Raw genomic sequence first — 22,157 nt, forward strand, 5'->3', positions numbered from 1 at the left:
CGGGCCGGCCGGCGGCCGTGGGTCTCCAGGCCGGGCCGGCCGGCGGCCGTGGGTCTCCAGGCCGGGCCGGCCGGCGGCCGTGGGTCTCTAGGCCGGGCCGGCGCGGTCGGCGAAGTGCGCCAGGACCATCTCGATGAGCGCGGTGACGTCGGTGTCGGCCATCGGTTCGCCGGTCATGCCCATCCGGTGGAGGAGGGTCCCGACGACGACGTCGATGAGGAACAGGACCCGCTCCCGGGGCTCGCCGAGCGCGTCCTGCAGTGCGAGACGGTAGGGGTCCTGCAGCCGCGCGGACAGGATCTCGCGCAGGGCCGGGTCGCTGACGGCGTCGCTGAACACACCCGCGAAGGCGTCTCCGACGCCGGGCTCGCCGATCTTCGCCGCGGTCCAGCGGATGGCGTCGGTGATGAGCTCGGTTCGGCCGGAGGCCTCCAGAGGCACGGATCCGAACGCGTCGAGGAGGCAGTCGACGATCAGCGCGCCCTTGGACGGCCAGCGACGGTACACGGTGGTCTTCGCGACGCCGGCGGCGGCGGCGATGCGCTCGACGGTGGCGCGGGCGTAGCCGAGTTCCTGGACCGTGCTCAGCGTCGCGGCGAAGACCACGTCGTTGACTCCGGAGCGAGGGCGACCGGGTGCTCTGGCGGATGGAGTCGCTCGGGTCATGGTCACACGATAACGTGTTGCGCTACCTTGGGTATCGATACCTCTGGTAGCGAAACCATCGATCCGAGGAGAACACATGGACGAGGTCACCGGCACGGAGCGGCCACCCCTGGGCGTCCGGCTGCTGCACGCGCTGGGAAGGGAGCCGGACTGGACGGCGATGACGCCCGGGAAGCTGCTCGCCTACCGCGACGCGGAGAACCGCAGGCGGGCGTCCCCCCTGGTGCGGGTGATCACCGGGTTCCCCGACCGCGGCGCCACGATCCGATGGCGGCAGGTGACACTGCCCGACCGCACGCTCCGGGTCCGGGTGTACCGGCCCTCCCCCGGGCGCGGCGGCGGGACGAACGGCGGCGCCGACCGGGCCGGCCTTCCGCTCGTGCTCCACGTGCACGGAGGCGGGTTCGTTGGCACGGCCGTACAGAGCGACTGGGTCAACAGCCACCTCGCCGCGCGACTGCCCGCGATCGTCGTCTCGGTCGAGCACCGTCTCCTCGACACCGCGACCCCGCTGTCGGCGGCCGTCGACGACGGCTGGGACGTGCTCCGGCACACGCTGCGGCACCCCGACAGGTGGGGAATCGACCCGGCGCGCACCGCCGTCTTCGGTGAGAGCGCCGGCTCGACGGTCACCGCCCTGGCCGCGATCCGGGCCCGGGAGGCCGGTCTGCTCCTGCGGGCACAGGTGCTGGTCAATCCCGTCGTCGACCTGACCCCGACGATGTACGACCACCCCTCCTTCGCCCGCCACCCCCGCACCCCGACCCTCACCATGCCGCAGATGCGGTTCTTCCACCGCCTCGCCGTCCCTGCGGGAACGGACGCCCGCGCGGTGTCGCCGCTGCACGCCGGCGACCTGAGCGGGCTGGCCCCGGCCCTCGTGGTGGTGCCGACCCTCGACCCGCTGGCCGACCACGGCCGCGTCTACGCCGAACGGCTGGGCGCGGCCGGAACGCCCGCGCGGCTCACCGAGCATCCCGGGGCCACGCACGCCTTCCTCAGCACGCCGGGCCTGGTGCCGCAGGCGAAGGCCGCGCGGAGGGAGGTCGCCGGGTTCCTGCGGGAAGCCCTCGCCTCGTGAGGGGTCCCGGCGCTCTTCGAGGTCCGGCCGCGGCCGCGGCTCCCTCCGCCCTCCGGAGCGAGCTCTACAGCCTGTAGAGTATGCGCGATCATTCGGAGTCGAAGGGGGAGGCATGCTGCGCTGGTTCAGGGTCGTGGCGGTGGCCGAGGCGTGCTCGTGGGCGGGACTGCTGGTCGGGATGTTCTTCAAGTACGTGGCCGCGACCGGCGACCTCGGGGTGAAGGTGTTCGGGCCGATCCACGGGGCGCTGTTCGTGCTGTACGCGGCCGCGGTGGTGCTCTCGGCGCGGGAGGCCGGCTGGAGCCGGGGCACGGTGGCGCTCGGCCTGGCGTGCGCGGTGCCGCCGTTCACCTCGGTGTGGTTCGAACGGCGGACGGCGGCGCGCGGACCGGCCCGGCAGCCCGCCTGATCGCCTTGCCGGGGCCGGCCCCGGCAGGAGACCCGCACACGGTGGTGCGGATCCCGGCGACCCGGGCCGGACGGTCCCCGGGCGTCTCAGGTGACCGGGTCGGGCAGCGTCTGCGACGGCCGCCGGTGACGGGCCCGGCGCGGCGGGTCGCCGCGACCGTCACCACGGCCGTGACCGCGACCACCACCGGGACCGGTGCCGGCGTCGTCACCGGCGTCGTCACCGGGACCGGCGCCGTGGTCGTGCCCGGACCCGGCGCCTCGCGTGACGGCCAGCGCGGCCAGCGCGGTCGTGATCGGCACGGCCGCGATCAGCCCCAGGGTGCCCACCACGCTCCGGACGATCTCCTGGGCGAGCACCGGATTGGTCAGCGTGTCACCCAGGGGCTGCTCCCCGACACTGATCAGCAGCAGCAGCGGCAGTGACGCGCCGGCGTAGGCCAGCACGATCGTGTTGATCACCGAGGCGATGTGGGAGCGGCCGACCCGGGACGCGGCCCGGTACAGCCGGCCGAACCCGTAGCCGGGGTTGGCGCGGGCCAGCTCGGTGACGGTGGCGGCCTGGGTGACGGTGACGTCGTCCAGCACGCCCAGGGATCCGATGATGATGCTGGCCAGCAACAACCCCTGGGTGTTGATGCGGTAGCTGGTGTCGAGGTAGAAGGAGCTCTCGTCGGTGATGCCGTTCAGCTGCACCAGGCCGATGGCCGCGTAGGCCAGCGCGCCGGTCAGGCTCAGGCTGGCCACGGTGCCCACGATCGCCACCGAGGTGGTGACGGTGAAACCGTGGGTGAGGTACAGCACGGTCAGCATGATCGCCGCCGCACCGGCGACGGCCACCGGCAGCGGCGGTTCACCGGCCAGGATCGCCGGGATGACGAAGGTCAGCAGCAGCACGAAGGTGATGCCCAGGCCGATCAGGGCCATCAGCCCTCGCCAGCGGCCGAACGCGATCACCGCCAGCGCGAAGGCGGCACCGGCCAGCCACAGCGGCGAGGACCTGTCGTGATCGGAGATCTGGTACGGCGCCACCTCCGGCCCGCCGCCGGGGGTGTGGATGAGCACCACGTCGTCACCGGCGGCGAAGCGCTGCGCGCCCGGGCCGCTGGGCAGCGCGGAGGTGACCTGCCGGCCGGCCTGCGGTCCGCCGGTCAGCCGGATGCGGGCGTCACCGCAGGTGGCCGGGTCCGGCGGGGGTGGCGGGGCCGCCTGCGACTCCCCCTCGAGGGGCGGCTCCTGCGGACAGGGGGTGAGGGTGACGGCGGTGATGGTCCCGTTCACCCGTTCCACCGCCGCCTGCTGGGCGGTGGACACCGTCTCGCTCGGCCACAGGTGGACCAGTGCCGCCACGGTGACGATCGCCAGCGGGACGATCACGGCCAGGATCGCCCACACCGCCGTCCGCGAACCGGCCGGGGCGGGACCGTGCGAACCGTGGGAATGATGGGCGCCCATGGGCGGGACTCTCCTGAGCACGTGCGGACGGGACGGGGCGCCGCGCGGGACCGCGGCCGGGCAGGCCGCTCCCGGTCACCGCCGCCGTCGTGATCGGGGCCGCACGGCGCCGTCGGGCCCGTGGGAGGGGACGACGGCCGTGTGCTCGGCGAGGCGCGCGTTGAGGCCGGTCAGGCCGTGCCGCACCAATCTAACGCAGCCGGCGCGCCGGAACGGCGGTGCCCGGCGGCATGTGACCTGAAGCACTTCACGATATGAAACATTGCATAATCTGAAAGTTCCTCCCTACAGTTGGCGTCGTGACCACCGCGGAAAGCGCTTACGAGCTCGGCCGTAGGGATCGGAAGAAGCTCGAGACGCGCGCCGCCCTGGAGCACGCGGCCCTGACACTGGTGGCCGAGCGCGGCCTGGCCGGCGTCACGGTGGAGGACATCGCCCAGGCGGTGGACCTCTCCTCGCGGACGTTCTTCAACTACTTCCCCTCCAAGGAGGACGCGCTCGTCGGCGCGGGCCCGGCGTCCGCCGCCGAGCTGCGCGAGAGGCTGGAGGCCGTACCGGCGGAGGTGCCGATCCTGGAGGCGCTGCGGCTGATGTCGCGGGCCGAGGCCGAGTGCGTCCAGGAACGGCGCGAGCAGTGGCTGCTGCGGCTGAGGGTGTTCGAGCAGAACCCCTCCCTGCTGCCGCGGCTGGTCGCCGGCGGCACCGAGACCGAGCGTGCCGTCTCGGCCGCCGTCGCGCGCCGGGCCGGTGTCGAACTCGGCACCAGCGGCTATCCCGAGCTGGCCACCGCGGTGGCCATGTCGGCCTTCCGGGTGGCGATGATGCGCTGGAGCGCCGCGGGCGGACGGCCGGCGCTGTCCGGCCTGGTCGACGAGGCCTTCTCCCAGCTCGCCGCCGGCCTGCCCGATCCGTGACCGCTCCGGTCACCGTCCTGTCCCGACCCCCTGAACGTCTCCGTCCGGCGCCCGCACGGTCCCGCGCGGCGCCGCCTCCCGTCCGAGAAATCGAGGAAAGATGACATCCACCAGCGCGCAGCCCGAACCCGTGGCCGCGGCGCCCGCCTCCAGGAGAAAGGTCCTGCAGGCCCTGTCGGGGCTGATGGTCGGCATGTTCGTGTCCATCCTGGCCTCGACCGTCGTGGCCAACGCCCTGCCCCGCATCATCACCGACCTGCGGGGCTCGCAGACCGTCTACACCTGGATCGTCACCTCGGAACTGCTGGCCATGACGGCCACGGTCCCGCTCTGGGGCAAGATGGCCGACCTCTACAGCAAGAAGCTGCTGATCCAGCTCTCGCTGGGACTGTTCGTGGCGGGCTCGCTGATCGCGGGCCTCACGCCGAACGTGGAGATCCTCATCGTCAGCCGCGTCGTGCAGGGCGTCGGCGCCGGCGGCATGACCGCGCTCGCGATGATCGTGATGGCGGCCATGATCCCGCCGCGTGAGCTCGGCCGCTACGCCGGCATCTTCGGCGCCGTGTTCGGCGTCGGCACCGTGGCGGGCCCGCTCATCGGCGGCGTGCTCGTGGACACCTCCTGGCTCGGCTGGCGCTGGTGCTTCCTCATCGGCGTGCCGTTCACGATCCTGTCCATCGTCCTGCTGCAGCGCACGCTCGACCTGCCGGTGGTGCGCAGGGACGTCAAGATCGACTACCTGGGCGCCCTGCTGATCACGGTGGGCGTGTCCACGCTGCTGATCTGGTCGTCGCTGGCGGGCAACCAGTTCGCGTGGGGCTCCTGGTGGACCGTCGCCCTCGTAGGCGGCGCCTTGGCCGTCCTCGCGCTGGCCGTCCGGGTGGAGGCGCGGGCGGCCGAGCCGATCATTCCCCTGCACATCCTCAGGAACCGCACCGTCGCCCTCGCCACCGTGGCCAGCGTCCTGGTCGGCGTGGCCATGTTCGGCGGCACGGTCTTCCTGTCGCAGTACTTCCAGGTGGCGCTCGGCAAGTCCCCGACGATCGCCGGTCTGATGAGCCTGCCGATGGTGTTCGGCCTGCTGATCTCCTCCACCGTGGCCGGTCAGCTCATCACCAGGTCGGGCCGGTGGAAGGGTTTCCTGATCGCCGGCGGCGTCATCATGCTCGCCGGGATGGGTCTGCTCAGCACCATCGACGGCCAGACCGGCACGGTACTGCTCGGGGTCTACATGGCGGTGCTGGGCGTCGGCGTCGGCATGCTCATGCAGAACCTCGTCCTGGCCGCCCAGAACGACGTACCCGCCCACGACCTGGGGGTCACCACCTCGGTGCTGACCTTCTTCCGCAGCATGGGCGGCGCCGTCGGCGTCAGCGCCCTGGGGGCGGTGCTGGCCGCCCGGATCACCACGCTCATGACGGAGAAGCTCGGCCCGATGGCCGCCGGCGGCGCGGGCGGCGACGCCGACACCGTGCCCGACATCTCCAAGCTGCCCGCTCCCGTCGTCCGCGTCGTCCAGGACGTGTACGCGACGGCCACCGCCGACCTGTTCCTCATCGGCGTGCCGCTCACCGCGCTCGCGCTGGTGGCGGTCCTGTTCATCAAGGAGAAGCCGCTCAACACGCTCTCGGGCGAGGAGCGGCTGGCCCGGGAGCAGGCCATGGCCGCCGGTCACTGAGCGGCTCCCCCGCGGATCACGTCCGGGGCGCGGCGCCGGGCCGGGGTCACCTCGCGGGCCCCGGGCCCGGCCGGCTCAGCGGATCCGGTCCTAGAAGAGGGACACCGCGCCGTGCTCGCCCGCGGCATGTCCGGCGAGCGCCCACTTCCCGGCGGGCAGGCCGTCCTCGAAGAGGCGCGGCCCGCCGCCGAGGAAGACCGGAAAGATCATGATCGCCAGCCGGTCGACCTCGTCGGCCGCCAGCGGCGCCTTGATCACGCCCAGCCCATGTCCCGGGGGTCGCCCGGCCCGGCGTAGTGGCCGTCGAGGGAGAGGTTCATGTTGGCCACGACCCCGCGACCGGTGGTCCGCTCCGTCATCTCGCGCTCCTCGCGTCGTTGTCGTGCCCTGACCCCCCGGCGCCTCGCGGACGACGGGTCAACCGGCGGCACGGCTCGCGCGGTGCCGGCGTACCGCGTCGCGGTTGGCGCACCGCTGGGAGCAGTAGCGCTGCCGTCCGGTGCGGGAGGTGTCGGCGAAGATCGTGGCGCATTCGGCCACGGCGCACCGCCGGAGCCGGTGCATGCCCCGCCCCACCAGGTGCAGCGCGGTGCCGACGGAGATCAGCGAGAGCAGCACGGAACCGATCGGCTGATCGTCGTCGCGGTAGTGCAGGTGCCAGCCGTCCCCGGCGTGGTCGGTCAGCCGCGGGTAGGCGGCGGCCTCCGCCAGCATCCGGTTGACCAGTCCTGCACGCTCGCGCTCGTCGGTGGCGTCGACGACCTTCTCCCACCCCCGCAGCGCCGCCCGTACGCGGTCCACATCCTCCGGCGTGACCGGGCGCTCCAGGACGAGCCCGGCGGCGCGGCAGCGTTCCGCGAGCTCCCCGGCGTCCGCCGGGGAGCGGTTGGCCAGATCCGCGGCCAGGTTCACGGCATCCTCGCCGTAAGGGTTGAGGTGCATAAGACCATTACACCATCCTGATTCGCATGACACATCACTCCCGGGTACGGCAGGCGTCCGAGGACGACGTGGCGGAACTCGTACGCCTGCGGGCGCTGCTGTTCGAGAACCTCGGCGGTGACTTCTTCAACCCGTCGTCGGCGGGTGACGACTGGCGGTACGCCCTCGCCACGGTCCTGAAGGAGAAGCTGACGGAGCAGGACGCGCGGATCCTCGTCGTGGAGGGTGACGGCGGCCTGGCGGCCTGCGGTATCGGCACCGTCGAGCAGTGGTTTCCCGGCCCGCACTCGCACAACGGCCGGATCGGGCACGTGATCGGCATGGTCACCGATCCGGCGTATCGCCGCCGCGGCCACAGTCGCGCGATCATGCTGGGCCTGCTCGACTGGTTCCGGGAACGTCAGGCCGTACGGGTGGACCTGTACGCCTCCCGCGCGGGTGAGCCGCTCTACCGGGAGCTCGGCTTCCTCGACCACCCCGACCCCGCGCTGTACCGGCGTCCGTGACGAGCGCCCGGCGTGCCGGACGGCCCGCCGCACCGGCCGTGACCGGTCCGGACATGGCCGATCCGGTGGTGGCCGATCCGGTGGTGACCGGCCCTGCCGCGACCGGTCCGGCGGTGACCGGCCCTGCCGTGGCGGACCCGGCGGTGATCGGTCCGGCGGTGCGCCGCCCGGGCCGGGGAACCGGATGAACGGCGACGGGCTCGCGCACCACGCGTGGCGATACCGGTGGGTCGTCCTCGCCGTCGCCACCTTCACCCAGGCCGCCTCCGGGTTCTTCGTCCAGGGCATCGGGGCGATGGGCGTCCACCTGCAACGTGATCTGAACCTGAGCACGACCCAGCTGGGTCTCCTGCTCTCGGCGGCGTACCTGGCCCCCCTCGTCGGGTTGCCGGTGGCCGGGGAGCTCCTGGACCGCTACGACGAACGCTGGGTCGTCGGCATCGGCGCCGCCGTCGTCGCGGTGAGCCTGGGTGCGGGAAGCGTGGCACCGGGATACGGGTCCCTGCTCCTCGTCCTGCTGGTCGTCGGCGCGGGGTACAGCACCGTCCAGCCCGGCGGCGGCAAGTCGGTGGCCTCCTGGTTCGGCACGTCCCAGCGGGGACTGGCGATGGGGATCCGCCAGGCGGGACTGCCGCTGGGCGGCGTACTCGCCGCGGCCGCGTTGCCCGGCCTCGCCGCCGCCCTCGGCTGGCGGACGACGCTCACGGCCGGTGCGCTCGTCGCGCTGTCGGGTGCCGTCGCCTTCATGTGCCTCTACCGCCGGCCGCCTGTCCGGGGTCGTCCCCGCGACGAGGCCCCCCGTGACGGCGAGCCGCGCGCCTCGCTCGGGTCGCGGGTGGGCGCGCGGTTGCGGGTGCTCCGCGAACCGTCCATCACGAGGATCGTCCTGTCCGGGACGTGCCTGGTCTCCGTGCACAGCGGCATAGGCCTCCTGACCGTGCTCCACCTCCACGAGACGGCGGCCGTCGGCGCGGGCCCCGCGGCCCTGGTCTTCATGGCGGTCCAGGGGGCGGGCGCCGCCGGCCGCGTCTGCCTGGCGGCCTGGAGCGATCGCGTCGGGTCCGGACGCCACACCTGTGTCCTGAGCTGCATGGCCGCCGTGGTCGCGGGGACGGCGGCGCTGACGACTCCCCTGGGCCGTTCGCCCGCGGCGGCCTGCCTGCTGTTCGTCTGGCTCGGATTCTTCGGGATCGGCTGGTACGGCCCGTGGATCGCCCATGTGGCCGAGTCGGCGCCACCGGGCAGGACGGGAGTCACCCTGGGCATGGTCATGGCCGTCAACCAGGTCGCCATCATCGCGACGCCACCCGTCCTCGGCCTGCTCAGCGACCTGGCCGGCGGCTTCGGGGCCGCCTGGGGCCTGCTCACCGTGGCGACCGCGGCCACCCTGGCGGTCACGGCCCGCGGGACGGGCTTCCCGTACCGCCGGCGCGCGGCCCGCCGTCAGCCGCCGAGACGCCCGTAGGCCGCCGCCGCGACGACCAGGTCCTGCCAGGACATGCCGGTGGACTTGAACAGCACCGGCCGGTCGAGGTCCACCGACGCCGGGTCGGTCACGGCCCGGCGCATCGGGACGAGGCGCGCCGCGTCGACGTGGCCCTCCCCGATCGCCTGGACGATGTCGCCGGCCTCGCGCAGCGCGGTCGCCACGTCGTCGACGACGACGTGCGCCCGGCCCGCCAGCGCGCCGTCGACCTCGCGGGCGTCGGGTTCGTGCGAGCCGACGGCGATGACGACGGCCCGGTCGTGGACCGCTGCCGAGTCGAAGAGCGGTTCGCGGGCGGTCGTGGCGCACACGACGACGTGCGCCCCGGCGACGGCTCGCGTGGCCTGGGCACCGCCGGAGGCGGCGACCGTGACCGGCACCGTACCGTGGCCGGGCACCTCGACCCGCCCTGGACGGCGGACGAGGTAGGTCACCCCGGCGAGGTCGCGGTGCCCCGCGAGGGTGTCGATGAGGGTGTCGACGTGCCCGCGTCCCTGTGGGCCCGCGCCGAAGACGGCGACGCGCAGCGGGTCGCGCGCGCGGCGCAGCAGCGGCAGGACCGCGGCGACCGACACCGCCGGCGTGCGCAGCGTGGTCAGCGCGCTGCCGTCGATCAGGGCGACCGGGGAGAGGGTCCGGGCGTCGAACAGCAGGTAGAGGCCCTGGATACGGGGCCGGCCCCGCGCCGGGTTGTCCGGCGCCACGCTCACGACCTTCACCCCGGCGTGGGCGCCGCTCTCGGCCGGCATCAGCAGCAGGTGCCCGTGAGCGGTGGGCACGACGGTACGCGCGGGGTCGGCGGCCGGGTCCAGACCGTTCCGCAGCGCGTCGACGACGACCTGGACGGCCTGACGGGGGCCGAGCAACCGCCGCAGGTGGTCGCCGGTGATCAGCGGGACGTGTTCGGTCATCGCAGGACGAACCCGGGGAAGAGCGTGTCGGCGGGGTCGGCCGTGAACAGGTGCTCGCCTGTCCTGTGGGCGCTGCCCGAGACGACGGGGACGACCGCCGCCCGCCCGTCGGCCGACACATGCCGCAGGACCCGGGCGTGGAAGCGCGATCCCACGATGGAGTCGTGGACGAGTCGGCGGTCGTCGCCCAGACGACCGGTGGCGCTCAGCACGGCGACGCGGGAGGCCGTGCCCGACCCGCAGGGGGAACGGTCGACCTCCCCGTCCGCGAAGATCGTGACGTTGCGCTGATGGAGGTCGCCCTCGGCGTCCTGTCCCAGGTCGTCGTAGAGGATGGTGCCGTAGACGCCGCTGAGCCGCTCGTCGGCCGGGTGGCGGGCGTACGGGCTGTCGTCGAGCGCCCACTTGATCTCACGGCCGAGGGCGACGAGCCGGTCGAGGTGGCGTGGTTCCACGGTCAGATCGACCGACGAGGCCGCCACGTGCGCGTAGATGGCCCCGCCGTAGGCGATGTCCGCCCGGACGTCGCCGTGCGTGGTCGGCACGACGACGTCGTGGGCGATCGGGTAGGCGGGCACGCTGACGAAGTCGACGCCCGTGACCCGGCCGTCCTCGGTACGCACCCGCGCCGTCACCCGGCCGGACGGCACGTCGATCACCACGTCGGTGAGGCCGGAGGGGGCGGCCTCGACCAGGCCCGACTCCACGGCCCACGTCCCGAGCGCGATCGTGCCGTGCCCGCACGCGGTGGAGAACCCGTCCTTGTGCCAGAACAGGACGCCGAACAGCGCGCCGTCGTCGTCGGGCGGGGTGATGAACCCCCCGTACATGTCGGCGTGCCCGCGCGGCTCGAAGCACAGCATCCGGCGCAGCCCGTCGACGGCCGGGTCCGAGACGGCGAAGACACGACGATCGGCCACCGACTCGCCGGCGATGGCGACCGGCGGCTCCGCGACGATGCGGAAGGGTTCGCCGCCGGTGTGGTAGTCGACGGTACGGACATCGGACTGCGTCATTGCGAGGGCCCCTCCGCTGGTGACCGGGTCGCCTCGGATCGTAGCCGCCGCTCTCCGTGATCTTCACCTCGCCGCTGCCCGGACGGCCGTGCGGCCGACGATCATCTGACCTCGGTGATCGTCTCTTCCGGGGGAAGGCCACCGTTCTCGTGATCGTCCACGTCGCACCGGAGGGCCTCCGGCCCTTCGACGTACGGTTCCGGCGCGACGGGAGACGTGGCGGCGGGGCGTCCCTCGTCAAAGAGGGGTGCCGGCGAGCTTTGCCGCCATCTTCGCAGCCTCGGTTCCGCGCGACCGCTTGATCGGTTCGTCATGGGCGCCCGTACGATCTGGAACCGCCGTGGCCGTTGACCGGAGCCACTGAGCGGCCGCCGGCCCTTGGAGGGCGAACGGCGAGGACGCGCCCCACCCGCCCCGTAGCCCAACAGCGGGGAACCGGTCACCGGTTCCCCGCTGTCACCTCCCCACGCTCGGAACACGACGCGGGCCCGGCCGCTGACGGGCACCGCCTGACGCCGACAGGCGGTGCCGAACACCGACAGGCGGTATCGGGCGCCGACGACCTCGTCAGGCGCGGGGATCGAAGGGGATGGCGCCGGGCTTGGCGCGCGCGAGCAGGTCCTCGAACCTGCCGTCGTTGATCTTGATGGTGGCTGAGCCGAAATTCGCGTTCATCAGCCTGTCCCGCAGCCAGGTGCCGGGCCAGCCGTTCCAGTCCACGAGCGGGGGGTAGCGCCAGTTGTGGTAGTGGTTCTCCGGCGGCTCGTCGTTGCCGTTGGCGAGCCGGATGAAGTGCGTGGACACCCCGTCCTTGTGATAGACGACCTTGGGGTGCGACCCGTCGAAGCGCACCTGGGAGCGCGTGTACGTCACGACGTCGCTGTGCTGCGTGGTCGAGACGTACTCCACCCGGCCGGACGCCTGGTCGACCCAGGAGATGACGTGTTCCCAGTCGTGACGGTGACCGCCCAGGCCGATGCCCGGCAGTGCCTGGTCCTTCTCGAAGTAGCTGGCGTACACGATGGCGCACCAGCCGTTGTTGCACTTGGAACGGGCGTAGGTCTGCGAGTTGTCCAGGTCCGAACGGTCCCGGCAGTTGCCGTTGACCGCCCCGGTGGGCTTCAGGCCCGTGGCGAGGGTCCCGTCCGGACCGATGGCGGGAGTGGCGTAGCAGCCGTCGTCGTCGTAGTCGTAGGCCGGCGAGAACGACGCCTCGTACCCTCCGGCCGACTGGGGCAGGTTGCCCGGCGGATCGGCATGGGCCGCCGACGCGGGGATCACGACCCCCAGAGCGGCGACGCCGAGCACGATCCCGAGCCGGGAACGCCCGCGGGTGAGGAATGTCAGGAAGGACCTCCTCTCCCCTGACGCTGTCGCTGGCTTCGACGTTCTCGCTGGCTTCGACGTTCTCGCGGTGGACGTGAGGGACGACGGCTCTGGCATTCTTCCGCCTTCTCGGAGGGCCGGCTTCCTGACCTGACGGCGCGTCGGCGCGGCAGGGGCATCGGCGGCGCTGTCCAGCCGATGTGAGCACGCCTCACGCATTTCTGACATAACGGAAGCACGGAACCGACGCCTGATCAAGGTTCACGGATCGGATGCCGCCGGCGTGCACCAGTGGTGGTCGAAGGGTGAACCACGAGCGAACACTCACGCGTCGCCTTCTTGGCCACGGCGGGCTCACCGGAATTCGCCGGTTGCACTCGCGAGCCGGCAACGGCAGGAAGAGATCCATGAAGACCCGCCCGGCCTCGCCGCACTCGATCACCGATCGCGGCCCCACGTCCTTCATGGTCACAGGCTCTCCAGGGTGCCGCGGTGTGATGACCGATGGACCTGATCCGCGTGCGGACGATCGGTACGGTCTCCATCGTGTCGTTCCCTTCCGGCGAGGCGCGCCGTTCGGTCGGTCATGGTCAGGCGTCGCGACGGGTGATCGCCAGAGCCGCCGCGAGGAGAGTGATCGCGACATAACCCGCCAGGACGGCGGCGGCCGAGGAGGGGCCGAAGGCGCCGGCGTCGGGAACGCCGGCCAGCTGCCTCGCCAGTGACGGGATCGTCAGGGAATCCATCCGGTCGTTCCAGGGGGCGGGGAGAAAACGTTCGATCCCGACGGGGGCCAGCAGGAGGGTGACCAGCGCGATGAGCGCCGCCGGTGTCGAACGCAGGAGCGTGGCCAGGCCCAGCCCCGTCACGGCGGCGACGGCGCAGCAGACGCCTGTCGCCAGTACCTCGGTCAGAACGGCCGGTTCGGAGAACGAGGCGCCGATCGGACGCCCGGCCACCACCGCCTGCGCGGTGAGATAGGTGGCGAACGCCAGTATCTGACCCGTCACCGCGGCGACGGCGGCCACCACGGCGGCCTTGGCCGCGGGGAGTGTCCACGGGCGCCGGATCGTGGTCAGTGTCAGCCTGATCATGCCGGTGCCGTACTCGCCGGAGATGGCGAGCACGCCCAGCATGCCGAACAGGACGGCGGGGATGTCGGCGCTGAAGGCGAGCCCGGTGCCGACGGGCTCGCCCCCGGGCCCCTCGGTGTCGAAATAGTTCGAGATGGAGAAGGCGGCGAGGCCGGTGAGCACCAGGGCCGAGAGGGTGCAGGCCAGGACGTTGTAGGTGGATCGGAGCGAGCGCAGCTTGAGCCACTCCGACGCGACGACGTCGATCATTGGGTCAACTCCAGGAAGGCCTCTTCCAGCGACGGCCGACGTTCCGTCAGCTCATGGACGGCGCAGCCGTTCGCCAGGGCGGTGTCACCTACGGCGGCCGCGGACAGGCCGGTCACCAGCAACTCCCCATCGGCCCACGAGACGGTGGCCGACGTGGCGGGCGTGCCCCCCTGTGCGCGGCGCACGGACGCTCCCGCGGCTCCGAGCGCACCGGCCAGGCGATCGGCGTGGGGTGATCGGACCAGTACCTCGCCCTGGAAGCGGGCCAGCAGTCTCTCCGTCGTGGTGTCCTCGATCAACCGGCCGTGGCCGATGATGACGAGCCGGTCGGCGGTGAGGGACATCTCGGTCATCAGATGACTCGACAGCAGGACGGTCCGCCCCTCGGCCGCCAGGGACCTCAGCAGCGTCCTGAGCCAGCGGATGCCGTCGGGGTCGAGGCCGTTGACCGGCTCGTCGAGGATGAGCACTCCCGGGTCACCGAGCAGCGCCGCCGCGATGCCGAGGCGCTGGCGCATTCCCTGGGAGAAACCGGCGATCCGCCTGCGCGCCGCACCGGCCAGGCCGACTTCCTCGAGGACCTGGACGACCCTGCGACGCGCGATCCCACCGGCGTACGCCAGCGCCTGGAGGTGGGCGAACGCGCTGCGCCCGCCCTGGACCTCGGCGGCGTCGAGCATGGCGCCGACCTCACGTATGGGGTCGCGAAGGTCGCGCTTGCGAACCCCGTTGATGAGCGCCTTTCCCGAGGTGGGAGCGTGAAGGCCGAGGATCACCCGCATGGTGGTGGACTTGCCCGCGCCGTTGTGCCCGAGAAAGCCCGTGACCTGCCCGGGGCCGACGTCGAACGTCAGGTCCGAGACCGCCCGCGTGGCACCGTACGTCTTCGTCAGTTCGATGACCTGGATCATTTCCCCACCCGGTGGATCCGCTCGGCCGGGCAGCGCGTGCCCCGCCCGGGCAGCACCCCCTCTGTGAGGTAGGCGTGGACGTGCCGCCGCAGGCAGGTGTTGCCCGCCCATGAGGCATGGCCGTCTCCGTGCCACAGAACGCGCGCCGAGGGGATCTGCTCGGCCACATGCAGTTGCCCGAGATGGTTGGTGTTGTTGTCCAGCTCCCCGATCGCGAAGAGGACCGGTGGGAGGTCCTTCACGCGCAGCGGGTGTGGCGCCCAGGACGCACCTCCAGCGCGCCCCCAGCACCGCCCGAGCTCGTAGCGGCCCTCGATCCAGCCGAACCTCGGCGCGATCTCACGGAGCCCGGCCTCGATGCCCTGGAACTCCTCGTACGTCGGGAGCGCCGGCATGAAGTCGTTGCACAGGGAGTCCTCGCCCACGGACGAGCCTCCCCGGTCCGGGGCGAGCTCCGTCAGGAAATTGGCGGCGTCACCGTCGAGGGCCTTGCGGATGGCGGTCGCGAACAGCGGCCACAGCGCCGGGTTCATGCCCTTGACCGCGCCCGCGTACAGCGGCCCCTCGTGCACCGTCCTGCCGGCCGACGCCGGCAGGGGCGCGCGGCGCGCCCGTGCGACCAGCTCGTCCCAGGCCCTGCCCGCGTCCCTGCCGTGCAGGGCGCAGTCCGCGCGGCGGGCGCACCAGTCACGGAAAAGGGTGAGGTGCCGCTCCTGCGTCAGCGCGTAGTTGCGCAGCCAGGGTTCGAGCTCCGGCTGGGTGTGGTCGGCGGTGCCGTCGAAGTACATCCGGCCCACCCGCTGCGGGAACAGCTCCAGGTAGGCCTGGGCGTAGACGGTCCCGTAGGAGTTGCCCGCGTAGCGCAGCCTCTCCTGGCCGAGCGCGGCGCGCAGCGCGTCGAGGTCGTGTGCCACGTTCCATGACGTCAGGCCGTACCACGCGGACCTGACCGTCTTGCGGCAGCTCTCCTGATGGGCCGCGTTCCGGGCGGCGTGGGTGTCCCAGTCCCGTCTCGTCCGCGCACTGATCAGCCCGAAGGGGGAGGCGGCGGGTTCCGCGCAGCTCACCGCCCTGCCGCTTCGAGGTTCGGACAGGCCGCGCGGATCGATGGCGACGACGTCGAACCGGCCGCGCAGCTCCTTGAGCAGGGCCGGCAGTTCCGGCGGGAGGTCGGGGTCACTCGACGGCCTGAGCATCGACGTGCTGGTGCCGGGGCCCCCGAAGTTGACGACCAGCGGCCCGATGCTCCTGCCCGTCGCCGGTAGTTTCGCCACGTGCACCGAGGTCCTCGGCCCGCCCGGGTCGGCCCAGTCCACGGGAACGACCAGCTCGGCGCATCGCAGGCCGTCCCCGCACTCCCTCCAGACGAGGCGGTGCGCCTGCGCCGAGGCCACGGCGAGGCCGCCGAGCGACACGACCAGACAGGCGGCGATGCACAGGGCGATGAGTGTGCGTCGATTCATGCCGGCAACGATCCCGCTCGGTGGCGGGCGCGCGCATCGGAGCCGGATCCGGTCTTGCCGATCGGACCGGGGTCATACGGTGCGAGACGTACGGCGGGAGAAGTACGACCCTGGTCCGACGGCTCGTGCGCCGATCCGCTCGCGTTCGTTCCTCGATAACGTCGAGATGTGAACCCGCTCGTCCGGCGGCCTCCGCACTGGCTGCTCATCCACGCCGACACCGCCGTCGCCGTGCTGCTCGCGCTGGCGTCCACGACGGGCCGGGCGGGCCTGAACGTGAGCACCGCGTCGGCGCTGGTCTGCTGGCTGCCGGTGGCGGTGCGGCGGATCCGGCCGGTGCCCGCCTACTGCGGGGCGCTGCTGACCGCTCCCCTGGTGCTCGCGCTGCAGATGAACCGGATGGCGACGATCGCGGTGGTGGCCCTGGCCCTCTATCCGGTGTCGCTCACCCTTCCGGTGCGGCGATCGGCGATCGCCCTGGTGGCGGGCCTGCTCGTCACCGCGGGTGCCCTGCTGGTGTCGATGGCGAGCGCGCCGCGACGGGCGAACGGCTGGCCCGACCCCGCCTTCGTCGTCGGGATGGCGTGGCTGGTCGTGGGGGCGAGCTGGAGTCTCGGTACGGCGGCGCGCACCCGCCGCGAGTTCGCGGCGCGCGAGGCCGACAGGCGGGCCGAGAAGGCGGTGGCCGACGAGCGCCTGCGCATCGTGCGCGAGCTGCACGACGTCATCGCCCACTCGATGAGCGTCATCACCGTCAGGGCGGGGGTCGCGGCCAAGGTCATGGACAGGCATCCGGAGGAAGGGCGTGAGGCGTTGCGGGCCATCGAGGAGATCGGGCGCGGCTCGCTCGTGGAGATGCGCCGGTTCCTCGGTGTGCTGCGCTCGCCCGGCGGCGCTCCCGAGAGCACACCGCTCCCCGGCCTCGCCGACCTGCCGTCCCTGGCACACCGGGCGGCGGAGGCGGGCGTGCGGGTCGATCTCTCGGTGAGCGGGACCGTGCCCGACAGCATGGAGCTGTCCGTCTATCGCATCGTCCAGGAGGCGATCACCAACGTCGTCAGGCACGCCGCTCCCGCCCATTGCAGGGCCGGCGTGTCGGTGGCCGACGGGACGGTGAGCATCTCCGTGGTCGATGACGGGCCGGGGCGGCGGATCCTGCCGGCCGAGACGGCCGAAACGGGCCAGGCGGGCGGGCACGGCCTCGTGGGAATGCGTGAACGGACCATGATGTACGGTGGCGCCTTCGAGGCCGGCCCCCTGCCCGGGAGAGGGTTCGGCGTGTACGCGTCATGGGAGATCCCTTAGACCCGGGCAGAGGTCCGCGGATCAGGCCGAGCCTGCCCGGGATGGGCGTATCATGGGAGATCTCTTGATTCGAGTGCTCGTCGCCGACGATCAGGCACTGCTGCGCGGAAGCTTCCGTTTGCTGATCGACTCGGAGGACGATCTCGTCGTGGTCGGGGAGGCGGCCGACGGACGGCAGGCGGTGACGCTCGCGCGGACGCGGTCGCCCGACGTGGTCCTCATGGACGTCAGGATGCCGGAGATGGACGGTATCGCCGCGACCGAGCAGATCGCCGGACAGACGCGGGTTCTCATCCTGACCACGTTCGACCTCGACGAGTACGTCTACTCGGCGCTGCGGGCGGGCGCCAGCGGGTTCATGCTCAAGGACGCGCCGCCCGACGATCTCCTGCGGGCGATCCGGGTGGTCGCGTCGGGTGAGACGCTGCTCGCGCCGAGCGTCACCACGCGACTGATCGCGGAATTCGTACGGCAACCGGCCCGGCCGGTCCTCCAGGGGCTCGACACGCTGACGGATCGGGAGCGCGAGGTGCTCACGCTCGTCGCCCACGGACTGTCCAACGCCGAGCTCGGCGACCGGCTCCGGCTGAGCCCCGGGACCGTGAAGACGCACATCGGCCGCCTGCTGGCCAAGCTGCGGGCCCGGGACCGCGCCCAGCTCGTCATCGCCGCCTACGAATCCGGCCTGGTCACGCCCCGCTGACGCGAGTGCCTGGCGTTGGCCCGGGCCGTCGGCTCCTGCACGCGGCCGCCCCCCGTCCACCAGGTCGCCCGCGGGACCGAAGGCATTGAAGATCATCCACCACGGCCGGAATCGACCGCCGTGACGAACCGGAGCGACCGGCCCCCGAGGCCACCCCTTGGCGAACTAACCCCCCCGGGGTATATTGAAATCCATGTCTACATACCCCGCCGGGGTAAAGAAGAGAGGAGAACCCCATGTGCACGGCATGTGCGTGCGGCACCGCGGACGACACCTCCGAGCGGAGTGAGACCGGCGGGAGGGTCTACCAGGTCGCCGGGATGACCTGCGGGCACTGCGTCTCCTCGGTCTCCACCGAGATCGGCGAGATCGCCGGCGTGAGCGACGTCCGGGTCGACCTGGCCACCGGCACCGTCACCGTCGCCGGGGCGGGCTTCTCCGACGAGGAGGTCCACGCGGCCGTGGAGCGGGCGGGCTACACGCCGTCCGGCGCCTCGCCCGCCGTCGCCTCCTGAGGCGACCCCGGGAGAACGGACGGTGGGTGTCCAGCGCCCACGTGTGACGACCCCGGGGGCGTGTCCGCGACGCGCCCCCGGAACCGTCGTCCCGGACCGTCACCCCGAGACTCCGTCGCCGCAACGCCGCCGGTCGCTCCCCGTGGCCCCGAAGCCTCTTGTTATACGGTACGGGGGTATCCTGTCAGGAGAGACGACGAAGGGCGGGGACATGCACGGCTACACCCACAACAAGCAGGACCACCTGCGGCGGTTGCGCCGCATCGAGGGACAGGCGCGGGGCCTGCAGCGGATGGTCGAGGAGGACACGTACTGCATCGACATTCTCACCCAGGTGTCGGCGGCCAACCGGGCTCTGCAGTCCTTCGCGCTGTCCCTGCTGGAGGAGCACCTGGCGCACTGTGTGGCCGAGGCCACCGCCAGGGGCGGCGCCGAGGCCGAGCAGAAGGTCAAGGAGGCCACCGACGCCATCGCCCGCCTCGTCCGCTCCTGACCCGCGAGACCGGTGAGACCCGCGAGACCGGTGAGACCGGTGAGAGTGGCGAGCGGGGCGAGCGGGGCGAGCGGGGCGGACAGGGGCCGGTCGGCGGGAACCGGCCCGCTGATCACGGTGCGGGAGCGGGCGCCAGCGGCGTGTAGCGCAGGTGGGGGCGTCCCTCGGGCGACAGGCTCACCGTCGCGCGGACACGGTAGACGCGTTCCATCCACCGTTCGGTCAGCACCCGCGCCGGAGGGCCGGAGGCGACCAGGCGCCCGGACTCCATCAGGAGCAGGTGGTCGCAGTACTGGGCCGCGAGGTTCAGATCGTGCAGCGAGGCGACGACGGTGGTCGGCGCGCCGGCCAGCATCCGCAGCAGGTCGAGCTGGTGGTGGATGTCGAGGTGGTTGGTGGGCTCGTCCAGGAGGAGCTCGGTGGGGTCCTGGGCCAGGGCGCGGGCGATGGTGACGCGCTGGCGCTCCCCGCCGGACAGCGTCGACCATCGGCGCCCTCCCCAGCCGGCCAGGCCGCACCGGGCCAGGGCCTTCTCGGTCTCCAGCACGTCGCGCGGACCGTCTCGTCCCGTCATGGCCAGTCCCGTCCGGTGCGGGATGCGGCCCAGCATCACGACGTCGGCCACGGTCATGTCGATGTCGGTGGACGTCTCCTGGGCGACCATGGCCAGGCGACGGGCGACCTCGCGCCGGGGCAGCTCACCCAGGCGGCGCCCGTCCAGCAGGATCGTGCCCCGCCGTGGGCGCAGCAGCCCGGCCAGCAGTCGCAGCAGGGTCGACTTCCCGCTGCCGTTGGGCCCCAGCAGCCCGGTGAGGCGACCCCGGGGTATCGAGACCGTGATCCCGTCGATGATGGGTGTGCCGTCGACGCTCCAGGTGACGTCGTGGGCGTCCAGGCTCATCCGGTGCCCCTTCCCCGGCGCATGACGACCGCGAAGGCGGGCACGCCGATCAGCGCGGTGAGCACGCCGACGGGTATCTCCCGGGGGGCGAACACCGCCCGCGCGGCCGTGTCGGCCCACAGCAGGAAGATCCCCCCGTACAGGGCGCAGGCAGGCAGCAGCGACCGGTGGCGGGAGCCGGCCAGGAAGCGTACGGCGTGCGGTACGACCAGGCCCACGAACCCGATGGCCCCGCTCGCGGACACCAGGGCCGAGGTGCCCAGCGCGGTGACGACCATCAGCGTGAGCTGCGTCCTGCCCGGGGAGACGCCCAGCGAGGCCGCGGTCTCACGGCCGAAGGCGAAGGCGTCCAGGGCGGGGGCGGCGGCCCAGCAGACGACCAGGGCGAGTCCGGCGCCCGCCGCGCACAGCGCGACACCGCTCCAGGACGCCGAGGCGAGCGAGCCCAGCAGCCAGAAGGTGACGCTTCGGGTGCCGTGCGCGTCACCGGCCCAGATGACGATCAGGCTGGTCACCGCGCCGAACAGCTGCGACACCGCGACCCCGGCGAGAACGACGCGGACGGCGCTCGCCGCCCCCGTACCGGCCAGGGCGAGGACGCAGCAGAAGGCCGCGATGCTCCCCGCGAAGGCCCCCGTGGTCAGGGTGGCGGCGGAGCCGAGGCCGAGGATCAGGACCGCCACGGCACCGGTGGAGGCGCCCGAGGAGATACCGAGCAGGTAGGGGTCGGCCAGCGGGTTGCGCGTCAGCGCCTGGAGAACCGCCCCGCACACGGCGAGGCCCCCGCCGACCAGCACCGCCAGCAGCACGCGCGGCAGGCGCAACTCCCACACGATCGCGTCCTGCAGCGGAGGGAGCGGCGTCACCGGGAGGCCCAGGCGCGCCGCGAGACTCTGGAACACCTCGCCGACCGACAGGCCGGCCGCGCCGACGGTCACCGCGAGCGCCACCGACAGCACGAGCGCGACCAGGCCGGCGCCGCCCAGCGTGATCGCGCCCGGCCACCGGCCGCGGCGGGTGACGGCGCCGGGTGCCACCGGGCCGCCGGGCGTCTCCGGGGCGGCGGGCATCCCCGAAACGGCGGGTCGCGCCGAAGGGACGGGCGGCGCCGGAGCGGCGGGCTCCGTCACCCGCCGCGGTGCTCGAGAGGTCATCGCCGGGCGAAGACGACGTAGTCGTCCAGGTACTGCCAGACGGTGCCCACCTCTGTGAAGCCCGCGGTCCTCAGGGCCGCGAGGTGGAACTCCAGGGACGCCGGCGGCTGCGGCGGACGGTCGGCGAAGCGGCGCTCCCGCTCGGGCAGCAGGGCGGCGAGCTCGGGGTGGCGGGCGGCCAGGTCCCACCACTGTTCCCAGGTCACGGCGCCGTCGGTGAACGCCTCCCGCTGGACGGCGGCGTCGTGGTCGGCCGACAGCCGCCGCAGGGTCGGCCGGTCGTCCTCGAACCGCAGGTGGTCGGCGTTGAGCAGCACGGCTCCCGGGGGCAGCAGCCGCGCGAGCTCGGTGTAGACGGCCAGCAACTGCCCGGGAGACAGCCAGTGCAGTGCCGTGGAGCTGAGCACGGCGTCGAAGGTCCAGGCGGGCAGGGCCGACGCCCAGTCGGCGCTCACCAGATCGGTCTCGACCACGGTGGCGCGCTCCTCGTGCCGCGCGAGGACGGAACGGGCGATCCTCGTCAGGACCGGGTCGTGATCGGCTGCCACCGCACGCGCGCCCGGGAAACGGCGCAGCACCAGGTCGGCGATCGGCCCGGGTCCGCAGGCCAGGTCGAGCACCGTGGGGTCGGGGGGGCAGTGCAGGGCGAGTACGTCGAGCATCACCTGGAAGCGGTTCTGCCGGTACGCCACGTAGGCGGCCTGCTGTCGCTCCCACTGGGAGAACAGGTCGTCGAAGGTCGACGAGGTGGCGGAAACGGTCATCGGGGGTCTCCTTGGAACGAACGGCCGGAGGGACGGGGACGAGGACTGAGGGCCGGGACAGGGACGGCGGAACGGGGGACAGGGAACCGGGGGGACGGAGGGACGGAGACGGCGGAGCGGGGGACGGGGACGGGGACGAGAACGAGAAAGGGCGCCAGGACGGGCCGCCGACCGGTCGTGAAGGTTCCCCGGCCGTCGGTCCGGGCGGACCACGGA

23 protein-coding genes are annotated in these 22,157 nt (G+C 72.7%); 10 read left to right on the forward strand and 13 right to left on the reverse strand.

The window, feature by feature from the left end:
- Positions 1 to 87: 87 nt before the first annotated feature.
- Positions 88 to 666, reverse strand: a complete 579-nt coding sequence (locus AB0G16_RS31105) for a TetR/AcrR family transcriptional regulator (RefSeq protein ID WP_362812994.1) — start codon at positions 664 to 666, stop codon at positions 88 to 90.
- Between the two features lie 76 nt (positions 667 to 742).
- Here AB0G16_RS31105 and AB0G16_RS31110 point away from each other — a divergent pair, with 76 nt between their 5' ends.
- Both AB0G16_RS31110 and AB0G16_RS31115 read left to right on the forward strand, forming a co-directional pair.
- Positions 743 to 1,747, forward strand: coding sequence for an alpha/beta hydrolase (locus tag AB0G16_RS31110; protein ID WP_362812997.1), 1,005 nt, complete (start codon positions 743 to 745; stop codon positions 1,745 to 1,747).
- 112 nt (positions 1,748 to 1,859) lie between these two features.
- The gene (locus AB0G16_RS31115) at positions 1,860 to 2,156 is read left to right on the forward strand and encodes a DUF3817 domain-containing protein (protein ID WP_362813001.1); all 297 of its coding nucleotides are present in this window, start codon (positions 1,860 to 1,862) and stop codon (positions 2,154 to 2,156) included.
- Between the two features lie 86 nt (positions 2,157 to 2,242).
- Here the strand turns inward: AB0G16_RS31115 and AB0G16_RS31120 are convergent, their stop codons facing one another.
- Positions 2,243 to 3,610: a YibE/F family protein gene (locus AB0G16_RS31120; RefSeq protein WP_362813005.1), complete on the reverse strand. Its 1,368-nt coding sequence runs from the start codon at positions 3,608 to 3,610 to the stop codon at positions 2,243 to 2,245.
- 299 nt (positions 3,611 to 3,909) lie between these two features.
- Here AB0G16_RS31120 and AB0G16_RS31125 point away from each other — a divergent pair, with 299 nt between their 5' ends.
- A complete protein-coding gene (locus AB0G16_RS31125) occupies positions 3,910 to 4,524 on the forward strand; it encodes a TetR family transcriptional regulator (protein ID WP_362813008.1) in 615 nt (204 codons plus the stop codon).
- Between the two features lie 100 nt (positions 4,525 to 4,624).
- Positions 4,625 to 6,202, forward strand: a complete 1,578-nt coding sequence (locus AB0G16_RS31130; RefSeq protein ID WP_362813011.1) for an MDR family MFS transporter — start codon at positions 4,625 to 4,627, stop codon at positions 6,200 to 6,202.
- 90 nt (positions 6,203 to 6,292) lie between these two features.
- Here AB0G16_RS31130 and AB0G16_RS31135 read toward each other — a convergent pair whose 3' ends face one another.
- Both AB0G16_RS31135 and AB0G16_RS31140 read right to left on the reverse strand, forming a co-directional pair.
- Positions 6,293 to 6,460 (reverse strand): dihydrofolate reductase family protein, encoded by a 168-nt coding sequence (locus AB0G16_RS31135; RefSeq protein ID WP_362813013.1) that lies wholly within the window; start codon positions 6,458 to 6,460, stop codon positions 6,293 to 6,295.
- Between the two features lie 159 nt (positions 6,461 to 6,619).
- The gene (locus tag AB0G16_RS31140) at positions 6,620 to 7,144 is read right to left on the reverse strand and encodes a CGNR zinc finger domain-containing protein (protein WP_362813016.1); all 525 of its coding nucleotides are present in this window, start codon (positions 7,142 to 7,144) and stop codon (positions 6,620 to 6,622) included.
- 26 nt (positions 7,145 to 7,170) lie between these two features.
- On the opposite strand from AB0G16_RS31140, the gene AB0G16_RS31145 reads away from it, so the two are divergent.
- The gene (locus tag AB0G16_RS31145) at positions 7,171 to 7,650 is read left to right on the forward strand and encodes a GNAT family N-acetyltransferase (protein ID WP_362813019.1); all 480 of its coding nucleotides are present in this window, start codon (positions 7,171 to 7,173) and stop codon (positions 7,648 to 7,650) included.
- Positions 7,651 to 7,834: 184 nt separating this feature from the next.
- On the forward strand, positions 7,835 to 9,115 hold the full coding sequence (locus AB0G16_RS31150) for an MFS transporter (RefSeq protein WP_362813022.1): 1,281 nt from the start codon (positions 7,835 to 7,837) through the stop codon (positions 9,113 to 9,115).
- Here AB0G16_RS31150 and AB0G16_RS31155 read toward each other — a convergent pair.
- The 6 genes from AB0G16_RS31155 to AB0G16_RS31180 form a co-directional block, all read right to left on the reverse strand.
- Positions 9,094 to 10,047 carry an ornithine cyclodeaminase family protein gene (locus AB0G16_RS31155; RefSeq protein ID WP_362813025.1) on the reverse strand — a complete coding sequence of 318 codons (954 nt, stop codon included), beginning with the start codon at positions 10,045 to 10,047 and terminating at the stop codon, positions 9,094 to 9,096. The two genes, AB0G16_RS31150 and AB0G16_RS31155, sit on opposite strands and share 22 nt — an antisense overlap.
- The gene (locus AB0G16_RS31160; protein WP_362813028.1) at positions 10,044 to 11,063 is read right to left on the reverse strand and encodes a proline racemase family protein; all 1,020 of its coding nucleotides are present in this window, start codon (positions 11,061 to 11,063) and stop codon (positions 10,044 to 10,046) included. Before AB0G16_RS31160 ends, AB0G16_RS31155 begins: the two co-directional genes overlap by 4 nt.
- Positions 11,064 to 11,630: 567 nt before the next feature.
- Positions 11,631 to 12,371: an NPP1 family protein gene (locus AB0G16_RS31165; protein WP_362813031.1), complete on the reverse strand. Its 741-nt coding sequence runs from the start codon at positions 12,369 to 12,371 to the stop codon at positions 11,631 to 11,633.
- Positions 12,372 to 12,979: 608 nt separating this feature from the next.
- Entirely contained in the window at positions 12,980 to 13,732 is a 753-nt protein-coding gene (locus tag AB0G16_RS31170) for a hypothetical protein (RefSeq protein ID WP_362813034.1), read from the reverse strand.
- The gene (locus tag AB0G16_RS31175) at positions 13,729 to 14,643 is read right to left on the reverse strand and encodes an ATP-binding cassette domain-containing protein (protein WP_362813037.1); all 915 of its coding nucleotides are present in this window, start codon (positions 14,641 to 14,643) and stop codon (positions 13,729 to 13,731) included. The genes AB0G16_RS31170 and AB0G16_RS31175 overlap by 4 nt, the downstream gene beginning before the upstream one ends.
- Positions 14,640 to 16,106 (reverse strand): alpha/beta fold hydrolase, encoded by a 1,467-nt coding sequence (locus AB0G16_RS31180; RefSeq protein WP_362813040.1) that lies wholly within the window; start codon positions 16,104 to 16,106, stop codon positions 14,640 to 14,642. Before AB0G16_RS31180 ends, AB0G16_RS31175 begins: the two co-directional genes overlap by 4 nt.
- Positions 16,107 to 16,274: 168 nt before the next feature.
- Between AB0G16_RS31180 and AB0G16_RS31185 the strand changes: the two genes are divergently transcribed.
- The 4 genes from AB0G16_RS31185 (at position 16,275) to AB0G16_RS31200 (ending at position 19,122) form a co-directional block, all read left to right on the forward strand.
- The gene (locus AB0G16_RS31185; RefSeq protein WP_362813043.1) at positions 16,275 to 17,411 is read left to right on the forward strand and encodes a sensor histidine kinase; all 1,137 of its coding nucleotides are present in this window, start codon (positions 16,275 to 16,277) and stop codon (positions 17,409 to 17,411) included.
- A 64-nt stretch (positions 17,412 to 17,475) separates the two neighbouring features.
- Positions 17,476 to 18,114: a response regulator transcription factor gene (locus AB0G16_RS31190; protein WP_362813090.1), complete on the forward strand. Its 639-nt coding sequence runs from the start codon at positions 17,476 to 17,478 to the stop codon at positions 18,112 to 18,114.
- A gap of 236 nt (positions 18,115 to 18,350) precedes the next feature.
- Positions 18,351 to 18,629: a cation transporter gene (locus AB0G16_RS31195; protein ID WP_362813046.1), complete on the forward strand. Its 279-nt coding sequence runs from the start codon at positions 18,351 to 18,353 to the stop codon at positions 18,627 to 18,629.
- Between the two features lie 211 nt (positions 18,630 to 18,840).
- Entirely contained in the window at positions 18,841 to 19,122 is a 282-nt protein-coding gene (locus AB0G16_RS31200) for a metal-sensitive transcriptional regulator (protein WP_362813049.1), read from the forward strand.
- Positions 19,123 to 19,234: 112 nt separating this feature from the next.
- Here AB0G16_RS31200 and AB0G16_RS31205 read toward each other — a convergent pair whose 3' ends face one another.
- From AB0G16_RS31205 to AB0G16_RS31215, 3 genes are all read right to left on the reverse strand, one after another.
- Positions 19,235 to 20,023 carry an ABC transporter ATP-binding protein gene (locus AB0G16_RS31205; RefSeq protein ID WP_362813052.1) on the reverse strand — a complete coding sequence of 263 codons (789 nt, stop codon included), beginning with the start codon at positions 20,021 to 20,023 and terminating at the stop codon, positions 19,235 to 19,237.
- Positions 20,020 to 21,093, reverse strand: a complete 1,074-nt coding sequence (locus AB0G16_RS31210; protein ID WP_362813055.1) for an iron chelate uptake ABC transporter family permease subunit — start codon at positions 21,091 to 21,093, stop codon at positions 20,020 to 20,022. Before AB0G16_RS31210 ends, AB0G16_RS31205 begins: the two co-directional genes overlap by 4 nt.
- An 80-nt stretch (positions 21,094 to 21,173) precedes the next feature.
- On the reverse strand, positions 21,174 to 21,941 hold the full coding sequence (locus AB0G16_RS31215) for a class I SAM-dependent methyltransferase (RefSeq protein ID WP_362813058.1): 768 nt from the start codon (positions 21,939 to 21,941) through the stop codon (positions 21,174 to 21,176).
- Between the last annotated feature and the right edge of the window lie 216 nt (positions 21,942 to 22,157).

The organism is Streptosporangium sp. NPDC023615 (genome assembly GCF_040640155.1).
GTDB lineage: Bacteria > Actinomycetota > Actinomycetes > Streptosporangiales > Streptosporangiaceae > Streptosporangium.

Coding starts and splice junctions, on each gene's coding strand:
- AB0G16_RS31105 (WP_362812994.1), bottom strand. CDS start 666: ATGACCCGAGCGACTCCATCCGCCAGAGCACCCGGTCGCCCTCGCTCC.
- AB0G16_RS31110 (WP_362812997.1), top strand. CDS start 743: ATGGACGAGGTCACCGGCACGGAGCGGCCACCCCTGGGCGTCCGGCTG.
- AB0G16_RS31115 (WP_362813001.1), top strand. CDS start 1,860: ATGCTGCGCTGGTTCAGGGTCGTGGCGGTGGCCGAGGCGTGCTCGTGG.
- AB0G16_RS31120 (WP_362813005.1), bottom strand. CDS start 3,610: ATGGGCGCCCATCATTCCCACGGTTCGCACGGTCCCGCCCCGGCCGGT.
- AB0G16_RS31130 (WP_362813011.1), top strand. CDS start 4,625: ATGACATCCACCAGCGCGCAGCCCGAACCCGTGGCCGCGGCGCCCGCC.
- AB0G16_RS31140 (WP_362813016.1), bottom strand. CDS start 7,144: ATGCACCTCAACCCTTACGGCGAGGATGCCGTGAACCTGGCCGCGGAT.
- AB0G16_RS31145 (WP_362813019.1), top strand. CDS start 7,171: ATGACACATCACTCCCGGGTACGGCAGGCGTCCGAGGACGACGTGGCG.
- AB0G16_RS31150 (WP_362813022.1), top strand. CDS start 7,835: ATGAACGGCGACGGGCTCGCGCACCACGCGTGGCGATACCGGTGGGTC.
- AB0G16_RS31155 (WP_362813025.1), bottom strand. CDS start 10,047: ATGACCGAACACGTCCCGCTGATCACCGGCGACCACCTGCGGCGGTTG.
- AB0G16_RS31160 (WP_362813028.1), bottom strand. CDS start 11,063: ATGACGCAGTCCGATGTCCGTACCGTCGACTACCACACCGGCGGCGAA.
- AB0G16_RS31170 (WP_362813034.1), bottom strand. CDS start 13,732: ATGATCGACGTCGTCGCGTCGGAGTGGCTCAAGCTGCGCTCGCTCCGA.
- AB0G16_RS31175 (WP_362813037.1), bottom strand. CDS start 14,643: ATGATCCAGGTCATCGAACTGACGAAGACGTACGGTGCCACGCGGGCG.
- AB0G16_RS31180 (WP_362813040.1), bottom strand. CDS start 16,106: ATGAATCGACGCACACTCATCGCCCTGTGCATCGCCGCCTGTCTGGTC.
- AB0G16_RS31195 (WP_362813046.1), top strand. CDS start 18,351: ATGTGCACGGCATGTGCGTGCGGCACCGCGGACGACACCTCCGAGCGG.
- AB0G16_RS31200 (WP_362813049.1), top strand. CDS start 18,841: ATGCACGGCTACACCCACAACAAGCAGGACCACCTGCGGCGGTTGCGC.
- AB0G16_RS31205 (WP_362813052.1), bottom strand. CDS start 20,023: ATGAGCCTGGACGCCCACGACGTCACCTGGAGCGTCGACGGCACACCC.
- AB0G16_RS31210 (WP_362813055.1), bottom strand. CDS start 21,093: ATGCCCGCCGCCCCGGAGACGCCCGGCGGCCCGGTGGCACCCGGCGCC.
- AB0G16_RS31215 (WP_362813058.1), bottom strand. CDS start 21,941: ATGACCGTTTCCGCCACCTCGTCGACCTTCGACGACCTGTTCTCCCAG.